The sequence below is a fragment of the Dietzia cercidiphylli genome, from assembly GCF_014145145.1.
Taxonomy (GTDB): Bacteria; Actinomycetota; Actinomycetes; order Mycobacteriales; family Mycobacteriaceae; genus Dietzia; species Dietzia natronolimnaea.
Genome location: NZ_JAALEA010000534.1, coordinates 1 through 7,900, shown reverse-complemented (window position 1 = coordinate 7,900; position 7,900 = coordinate 1). Strand labels below are relative to the sequence as shown.

Here is a 7,900-nt window from a genome sequence, read left to right as displayed (position 1 = left end):
GCCGGGCGACGGCGAAGCCGGCGCCGACCTTGACGCAGGGAGCGGAACACAAAGACTCGCAGTGGCAGGGAAAGAGGGCCACCCACCGGTTCGCCCCACCACCGGGCAGTGCCGGCGTCCACGGCCAGGGATCTACGCCTCGGGAGTCTGCGGGCGGTGTTGCACGCGGGAGCTGGCCCCAGTCGACCCGCGGCGGCCGGGCAGATAGTGCTCTTAGGTGGTGACGGGCAGTGCTTCGGATCGGATGCTGATGCCGATGTTGCGGGCTTTGGCGCCGCTGAGTTGGGGGTGGTTCTGGCCGTGGCTGTCGGTGTAGATGGTGGCGGCCAGGTCGTGTTCGTCGGCGTCGATGATGACGTCGTCGCCGATGGTGAGGCTGGTGTGGGCGTTCTCGGCGAGTTGTTTGCGTAGCTCGACGTCGTAGACGACCTCGCCGGTGAAGGTGCGGGCGGTGGGGTTGTAGGCGCGGTGTCGCACTTTGATGGTGAGCACGCTGCTGCCGGATTTGAGCTGGTTGAGGGTGCCGATTTCGATGACGTTGCCGTCGATGACCATGGCTGGTCCTTTCGAGTGTGGGGTGACTGTTCGTCTGCGACTCAGCTTAGCTGGGCCCGTACCTGGTGGTGATTGTCCTGATGTGTTCAGGCCGGTAGCCGCACCACTGGAGTTCTGGGGTGATGATGACTGGCAGGGCGGTCACCCAGTCCTGCTCGGTGAGTCCCTCGAGTGCGTCCGGGTCTTCGTCGATGTCCACGTACAAGAACGCAACACCGGCTTGATCCAGGAGCTTTTTGGTCCTTATGCACGGCGGACAGGACTCGCGTCCGTAGAGCGTGACGAGCAAGCCGGTCATGGCTGGGACAGCACCCCCGACGTAGTCGTAGTGCGGCACTCGGACAGTTCAGGAGAGGCCGTGTGCATGGGGCAAGAGTACGACCGCTCGGAGTCAGTGGACGCTGGTGACATCACAGTGGGGGAGCAGACCGAGGGGCGTGGCTAGGCCGGCGCTCTCGCGCTGGCGTCGCGGCGGTCGGGCCCACCGGAGGGGAGTGGCGACCGCGGGGGGCTGCTCGACGAGGAGGACGAGGATGGGTGCGGTGCCGCGGAGCAGGGTGTGGGCGAGGGCGCTGCCCGCGAGCCTCAGCGTGAGTGAGACGTGCGCGAAGAACGTGGAGCCCGCGGAGAGTCCGCGCTGTCTCTGCGTGGCTCTCGGCGTGCCAGCAGGCGCGCTCACCGCAGATGCGGGCGGCCAGCTCCTGGGCCCTCGTCAGCGCACCTGTACGACGGGACGCGGCGTCCAGGTCCAGAGTGGAGGCGGCGGACCAGAGCGTTCCGCGGCCGGTGCCCGCCCGGGTAGCGAGCCCGGCGTCCTCGAGCTGCCGGAGGAGGTGGAGGACCCCGTGGGTGGCGTCCCCGGGAGGGAGGCCCAGGAGAGCAGCGAGTTGGCGGGTGGGGGAGGCGGGGTGGCGTAGCAGGGTGAGGAGGGTTCGCCGGCTGGTGTGGCGGAGGAGTCCCCAGAGGGGGTGCTGCAAGGGCACCGCAGGGCTTGTGACGTCATGGTCGGTTTCCCCCCGGTAAGTGGTCGCGGGGACCGCGAGGTCATACCGGGTGGCTTCCCGCGGGGTGGTGGAGCTCCACGGGTGGCTCACGACAAGCAGCCCTCGCTTAACCAGGGCCGCGAGCCTGTCGGACGCTGCGCCGTCGGACAGGTGGAGTGCGAGCTGCAGATCTCGGCGAGCGATCGGCCGGCTCGCCAGTCCGTACCCGTCGCTGAACCGGTCGATGACCACGGCGGCAGCTGCCTGGAGGTCGGCATCACCCCACCAGCGGATCTCCTCGCGTGCTGCGTCGAGGGTGCGGCGGTCTGACTCGGGGATCTCAGGGCGGAATGCTCGCGCACGCCGAGCGATCGCAGCCCAGTGCTGCCGACAGGCGGACCAGTCAGAAGTCCGGTCGTCCCGGCGGGACACCTCGTCACGTTGACGAAACTTCCCGAAAGCAGCAGTGCGCTGGTACCACCACAGCGCGGCGGTCGCCGAGCGGATGCCGTGACGCCAAAGAACCCACGCGGCGTCCGTGGCGGCCGCTGACCGGTCGCGGCGGGTGTCGTCGTTGAGGATCGCCCAATCCTCGGGCGTGAACTGTGCGCGCCGGCGCCACGCTCGAGGTGCTTCGGTCACCAGGCGCGTGCCGTCGTCAACCGGCAACGGCAGGGGAATGGCTGAGGGAGCCGGCTGTCGACGACGCAGCCGCTGTGGCGCGGATCCCCGCGCGTCGCGAGGAAGCGATGCCTGGACAGCTCGGATTACCGTGCGAACGTCAGTCGCTTTCCCGGTCTCGAGGTCGACGAGCTGCGCGGGACGCCCCTCGGGTTTGAGGCTTACGCTGCCCGGCAGTCGAATGGCCTTGCCCTCACGGTGGTCGATCGCCGCGGCCGGCAGCCGATGGTGCTCACGGATGAGAGCGACACGTCGCAGGAGCTCGTCGCGGCCGTGCCTGGTCGCCGGAATACACCAGAGGTGGAGACAGTCGTCGCGCCCGGAGGCGACCGCGGCGACGACCACGGTCGCAGTATCCGCAGCCGCCTGACGAATCTCGGGGACTACTAGTTCGGCGCACTCGTCGATGTCGAGGGCGACCAGCTCTGGACGTGGCTGGGCGACGATGGCCCATGTTGCGGCTTCAGTGCCGAGGCGAGCGCGGCGCACGAGCTGGTCGGCGTTGCCGCTACCGACCTGGATCGCTTGGTTGTCGCCCTGGGTCGGAGCGAGAGCCCATGCGCGGACGGTTGAGTCCGCCAGGAGAGCTGCGAGCTCCGCGAGGGCCGCAGTATCGACGACGGTAATGGTGGTTGGAGGGTCTGGCTCAGTCGAGACGAGTTCCGGCGCGGCGGTGCTGGACACGTCCACAGGGTGTGAGCTACCCTCAGAACAGCTTCGCACGCAGTTCTGCCTTTCAGGTGGGGCACCAAAAACCGGTTCGAGCTGGTAACTCTTTCCGGTCACACTCTCAAGATCGCCCTTCGGTTGCCTCCGGGGGGCGATCGCTTTTGTGTGGGTGCGCTATGCAGTTGATCGTGTGCGCGTGTTCTGTGCGCTAAGCGATGTCTGCGAGCGGCGGCTCCTCTAATTGGTGGCGTGGGAACAGGGCATCAGCGGGGGTCTCTCGGATCTCGTCAGTCCGGCCGACGTGCGCGGCCAGGACATCTGCGACGTACTGGGATACCGATGTGCCAGCGTCGGCAGCCCGACGCTGAACCTCATCGTGGACGTCGCGCGCGAGACGCGTACCGACGAGTCGTCGATCACCCTTGTGTGGCTGTGCCATGACCGCATTCCTACCGGTATCTGTAACTGTTATGGCGGACGACACGCCGCTGATGGCCATGGCGACACTATAAACCGGTGTCGGCGTTTCTCGCATACCCTGCTTGGGTGCGAATCTTCATTGACACTGACTGCGGCGTTGACGACGCCCTGGCCCTGGCCGTGCTGGTGAGCCGTCCCGAGGTCGAGATCATCGGCGTGACCACGACTTCGGGGAACACCTCAGCCGTGCAAGCGGCGAAGAATGTTGCCGACGTGCTCGCGGTGATGCGACACCATATACCGGTGATTGCCGGTCCTGTGCCGGGTCCCACCTTCACGCCCCGCCTGGTCCACGGCCCTGATGGGCTGGGCGGCCACGGTTCAAGGCCGGATCGACCAGGCGATCCGCACGCCGCGCCCAAGGCGATCCTCGAGTTCTGCGAATCGGCGGGGTCGGAGGATGTCCTGCTCTGTCTAGGTCCGATGACCAATCTAGCTGCGGCAAAGCCGCAATCGAGCCCGCGCATTGTTGCTGTCGGTGGCGCCGGCATCGTCGGAGAGTCGGACCCGGGCCGAGATCCCAACTCGGAGGTAGACATTGCCGCGAGTACATGGGTCGTCGAGAATCTCGGCGTGGATTGGGTGACGATCAACGCTGGGGAGCACATATGGCTCAGAGAGTCGGAGTTCGGTTCGACCACGGCCAGCGGGCGCTTTCAGCGGTCGATTCACGAGGCCTACGGGTGGCATTGTGCGCAGCGGGCAGGGCGGCAGGTGTGGTCTCCGTCGGCTTACGACACGATTGCCGCTCTTGCTGCGGTCGGATCTGAGTTGGGGAAATGGGAGTGGGTGACCCCCACCTTCGTCGGCTCCTCAATGTGGGGAACGCCAGGGGGCGATCACCGGATGCTGACGGTTCCAGCCGATGAGTCCTGTGCTGGGGTCGTTCGGTCCGCCGTATCGAAAGCGCTGGCATGAACAGACGCGAGCTGTTCATGGCTCGTCGTCGAGCGCGGCGGGCACTGCGCGGCATTCGCTGCGCGCGGCCGTGGACTCGAGAGTCCTTGCTGGGGGAGATCTCTCGACAGCGGGGGAGACCCGTGACAGTCGAGCAGATGGAGGGAGCGCTGAGTACGGAGGCGTGCGGCCTGCTGGTCCAGTTCGATTCTGCGGACCACATCATTCTTGGTGCCGGCACACCGCAGTGGCACCAAGACGCCGTGACGGCCCACGAGATCGCCCACCTGCTCCTGGGGCATCGGGGAGACCTCGCCACGCCGGACGCGGCCCACGGAATGGACGCGTACTTTCCGGATCTGGACTTGAGCGAGGTTCACCGCCTGCTTAAACGCGAGAACCACTCTTCGCTAGAGGAGTACGAAGCGGAGTTCCTCGGCACACTCATCCTTGCGCGTATGACCACCGGGATCGAGGTCGAGAGGCAGTTGCGCCAAGCCCAGGAAACGTCTGGTGGGCGGGAGCTATGGCGCGCCTTTGGGGTGGATAACCATGCGTAATCTGCTGCCAGCCTGGCTCGATTTCACGCTACTTGCGATCACCTGGGCGGCGATCTTGTGGCGGGTGTACACGGCACGCAGCGGTGGAGCACCCCGGCGAATAACCGAATCACTGGCCGCGGGGGCTGTGGCCCTGACATTGAAGGTGGGCCCGATCTACGACGTCGTTGAACCGCTCCTTGGGGCAGCGATCCTGCGCGCACTAATTCATGGAGCGTGCCTCGTGGCGGTGGCTGGCGTGATCTTGCTCTGGTTTGCCACGCAGGGCGACGTCAAACACCCACGGCTGGTGCCTGTCCTCTACGCCATTAGCGGCGGGCTGACGGTGCTACTGGTCATCACTGCCGCTGTAGCCCCACGCGCCGGTGACCAAATGGAGTCTGCTCCAAGCGGCTGGGCGTTGTGGTACTTCGCCATCTTCTGTCTTCCCACGTTGGTCGGATTGTTTCTGCTGGTCAAACAGCTCATCGGCTCCTGGGGACTAAGCCGGTCGCGGCTAGTCGGCGCGGTGGTGACGCTGGTCTACGCCTTCCTGGTCATCGACAACTTCACCGTGTTTGTGGCCGTGGGGTTCAGCGCTCTTCGAGATGATCACAGTCTCCTAGACGGCCGCGGTGTACCAAATGGGGTCGTCTTCGCAGTTCTTCTGACAATTGGTGCCGTCATTTCGGCACTGGTGGCCAACCGTGGAGCGGAAGATAGCTGGGTCGATCCGATGACGGCTATGTGGCTGGACCTGAGAACGGCGTGCCCTGAGGTGGCTCTCAGTGATCCGTGGAGTCTGCGCGGCAAGGAGCAGCGCCTCCGAGCCATCGTGGAGAGCGTCGACGCTCTTGCTCATCTGGCGCCCCTGGTGAACGACCGTCATATGCGCGCAGCTCGCAAAGTAAGCGCCGAACCTCCGGCACTGGTCCTCGCACTCGCAATTCAGGACGCGGCGATGCAGCGCGACAGGCGAACAGACCACCTCGGTGACGAGGGTCTGCTTGCCGTCGACGCCGTCGGCCAGGCGGGGGAGCTGTCGGTGCAGTGGCAGCGAGCCAAGCAACTACGACACACGGCGGGACACGGCAGCGAGAAGGGCTTTTCGCGTGGTGTCGACCGGTTTGCCCCGCAGTCGGACTGACCTTGCACCTGCATTCACCAGGTGCCTGAGCAGCTCCAGCTGCTCATGAATATTCTCGTCCCCATCGCTGAGGTAGCGACCGGGGACCTTGAAGAACGCAGCGACAGCCTCGCATTGGGCTTCGGTGAGCACTGTCTTCCCCGCGAGAACGTCTCCCAACAGCTCGGGAGTAACGCCAACCGTCGGTGGCGTGTGCGCAGCAATTTCCTCGACGGTGCGGATCCCGCCAGAGGGGTCACGCCATACACACATGAGTTGCTGAAGTCGGTCCGCTTGCGTCATGCGTCCTCCCCGCGATCACGTTTGGCGTCCGGCATCGCCAGCCATCTACGCAGCGCAGCGCCTTCGTCGAGTTCGGAGTCCGCACGCTCGGCCAGCAGCGGAGCTACTGCGTCAACGACAATATCGCTACCAAGTCCGTGGGTATTCGCGGCCAGTAACTCCGTGATGAACTGACCATATAGCGGGGCCACAGCCTGGGCGAGGTCCTCGATAGCCTCGACCAGGTCGGAATCCTGGGCGCGGTCACTGGAAAGCTGCTGTAACCGGAATGTGGCGGCGGTGAGAGCAGCGACCTCGCCGTGGGAGATCGTGACCCCCGACGGTGCAAACTGCACTTCCGCCGTCTCTCGGGGAGTGGGAGTGCCTCCTTCAAGAGTGCTCGCAGCGCTACCGATCGTCCACTCCAGCGACCGGTCAAGAGCGTCGAGGATCTCGGGGGTTATCACCTCGGTGTCTCCGCGTTCGATTCTCACCATGATGGGCGCCCGCGGGCCGCCCCGGTCCCGGACTTGAATCAGGTTGAGCGAGAGCTCGGCGCGCCTCTTCCGTACCGCGTCGGCAAGTCGAGCTGTCATGTCCACAAGCCTAGGCCGGACACCTGTCAAGTTCGTTGTGGACAGGCCCAAAAGCAGTTAACCGCCCTGCCCGCCCTCACCTGCGGCAGCGATGACCTCGTCCGGGGTGATTCCCAGAGCATCAGCGAGATGGGGAACACTATGCGCCGCCAAGGGGCTGTCTCCACGCTCAATCGCCCCATAATGCGAGGTGGAGAGGCCAGCGCGTCGCGCGGCTTCACCTTGGGTCAAGGCTCGGAGCACACGCCAGTCAGCGAGAGTTCTGCCGGTATCGGGAATGTCGACCAGGTCGGCAACGGTAACGGTGCTCGAGAGCGCCGCACTCAACAGTTCTGCCAACCGGCCCAACATATCCGCCTGAGGGATCTTCCGACCCCGCTCCCAAGCACGGACTGAGCCCGAACTCACCCCCAGTGCATCACCCAGCGCAGCCTGCGAAAGACCCGCACTGCGACGCAAATCGACAAGAACCTCGGGGGAGAAGGCATGGGCTGAGGCCCTTCCCATGTGCACTCCTCCGTCGCCGTCCTGATGTTTCCCCACGACTTTACGGTTGCGTCCTATAGTGACGTTGACATGCGCCCCGGAGGGGTTAGGGTGTCACTATAAAACGGCGACAGGGGTAGGCCATGCACCATTCTCGGACCGCGCTCAGGGGAGCGCTCATCGGAACCACCGCAGCGATTGTCGCGTTCGGAGGCGTCACCCTCGCCCTGGCCGGCACGCAGGCAGGTGTCACCGAGGCTCAGAAGCCAGCGAAGGCGACGACGGCTCAGGCCGGGGTCGTGGAGGGTCAGGCGTCGACCACTCGGGCCACGGCTCGTGCGACACCCGCTCCCGCAACAGCGCGGGCGAAGCCGGTGGCGCAGCAAGCCGGCATTTCCGCCGCCACCGAGGTCAAGAAGGCGAAGAAGGAAGACAATCCCGACCCTCGTCGAGAGCGAGCATCGGAGGCTGCCACCCCGGAGGCTCCCGCGGTCCAGCAGGCGGAGGCGCCGGCGCCGGCGGTCGCGCCCGTGCAGCAGGCTCCAGCTCCGGTGCGTCAGGTGCCCGTGCAGCAGGCCCCGGCACCGGTGCGTCAGGCACCCGTGC

9 protein-coding genes and 1 pseudogene are annotated in these 7,900 nt (G+C 65.8%); 6 read left to right on the top strand and 4 right to left on the bottom strand.

Features of this window, described 5'->3' with window-relative positions:
• Window positions 1-213: 213 nt before the first annotated feature.
• Both G6028_RS16995 and G6028_RS16990 read right to left on the bottom strand, forming a co-directional pair.
• Window positions 214-555, bottom strand: a complete 342-nt coding sequence (locus G6028_RS16995) for a hypothetical protein (protein WP_107749306.1) — start codon at window positions 553-555, stop codon at window positions 214-216.
• Between the two features lie 46 nt (window positions 556-601).
• Window positions 602-853 carry a glutaredoxin family protein gene (locus G6028_RS16990; protein ID WP_083249576.1) on the bottom strand — a complete coding sequence of 84 codons (252 nt, stop codon included), beginning with the start codon at window positions 851-853 and terminating at the stop codon, window positions 602-604.
• Between the two features lie 235 nt (window positions 854-1,088).
• Here G6028_RS16990 and G6028_RS17965 point away from each other — a divergent pair, with 235 nt between their 5' ends.
• The 5 genes from G6028_RS17965 to G6028_RS16965 all read left to right on the top strand — a co-directional run bounded on the left by G6028_RS17965 (window position 1,089) and on the right by G6028_RS16965 (window position 5,951).
• Window positions 1,089-1,472, top strand: a complete 384-nt coding sequence (locus G6028_RS17965; protein WP_182641456.1) for a hypothetical protein — start codon at window positions 1,089-1,091, stop codon at window positions 1,470-1,472.
• Window positions 1,473-1,640: 168 nt separating this feature from the next.
• Window positions 1,641-1,868 carry a hypothetical protein gene (locus G6028_RS16980; protein WP_069388974.1) on the top strand — a complete coding sequence of 76 codons (228 nt, stop codon included), beginning with the start codon at window positions 1,641-1,643 and terminating at the stop codon, window positions 1,866-1,868.
• A gap of 1,566 nt (window positions 1,869-3,434) precedes the next feature.
• The gene (locus tag G6028_RS16975) at window positions 3,435-4,286 is read left to right on the top strand and encodes a nucleoside hydrolase (RefSeq protein ID WP_162845754.1); all 852 of its coding nucleotides are present in this window, start codon (window positions 3,435-3,437) and stop codon (window positions 4,284-4,286) included.
• Between the two features lie 122 nt (window positions 4,287-4,408).
• Window positions 4,409-4,825, top strand: coding sequence for a hypothetical protein (locus G6028_RS16970; protein ID WP_067715278.1), 417 nt, complete (start codon window positions 4,409-4,411; stop codon window positions 4,823-4,825).
• On the top strand, window positions 4,818-5,951 hold the full coding sequence (locus G6028_RS16965) for a hypothetical protein (RefSeq protein WP_182659566.1): 1,134 nt from the start codon (window positions 4,818-4,820) through the stop codon (window positions 5,949-5,951). Before G6028_RS16970 ends, G6028_RS16965 begins: the two co-directional genes overlap by 8 nt.
• Before the next feature lie 278 nt (window positions 5,952-6,229).
• On the opposite strand, the gene G6028_RS16960 is transcribed toward G6028_RS16965, so the two are convergent.
• Together G6028_RS16960 and G6028_RS18230 are read right to left on the bottom strand one after the other, a co-directional pair.
• Entirely contained in the window at window positions 6,230-6,808 is a 579-nt protein-coding gene (locus tag G6028_RS16960) for a hypothetical protein (RefSeq protein WP_146166392.1), read from the bottom strand.
• Window positions 6,809-6,865: 57 nt separating this feature from the next.
• Window positions 6,866-7,315 (bottom strand): helix-turn-helix domain-containing protein, encoded by a 450-nt coding sequence (locus G6028_RS18230; RefSeq protein ID WP_081615145.1) that lies wholly within the window; start codon window positions 7,313-7,315, stop codon window positions 6,866-6,868.
• 353 nt (window positions 7,316-7,668) lie between these two features.
• Between G6028_RS18230 and G6028_RS17485 the strand changes: the two are divergent.
• Window positions 7,669-7,900, top strand: a pseudogene (locus G6028_RS17485) (hypothetical protein); the annotation flags it as partial.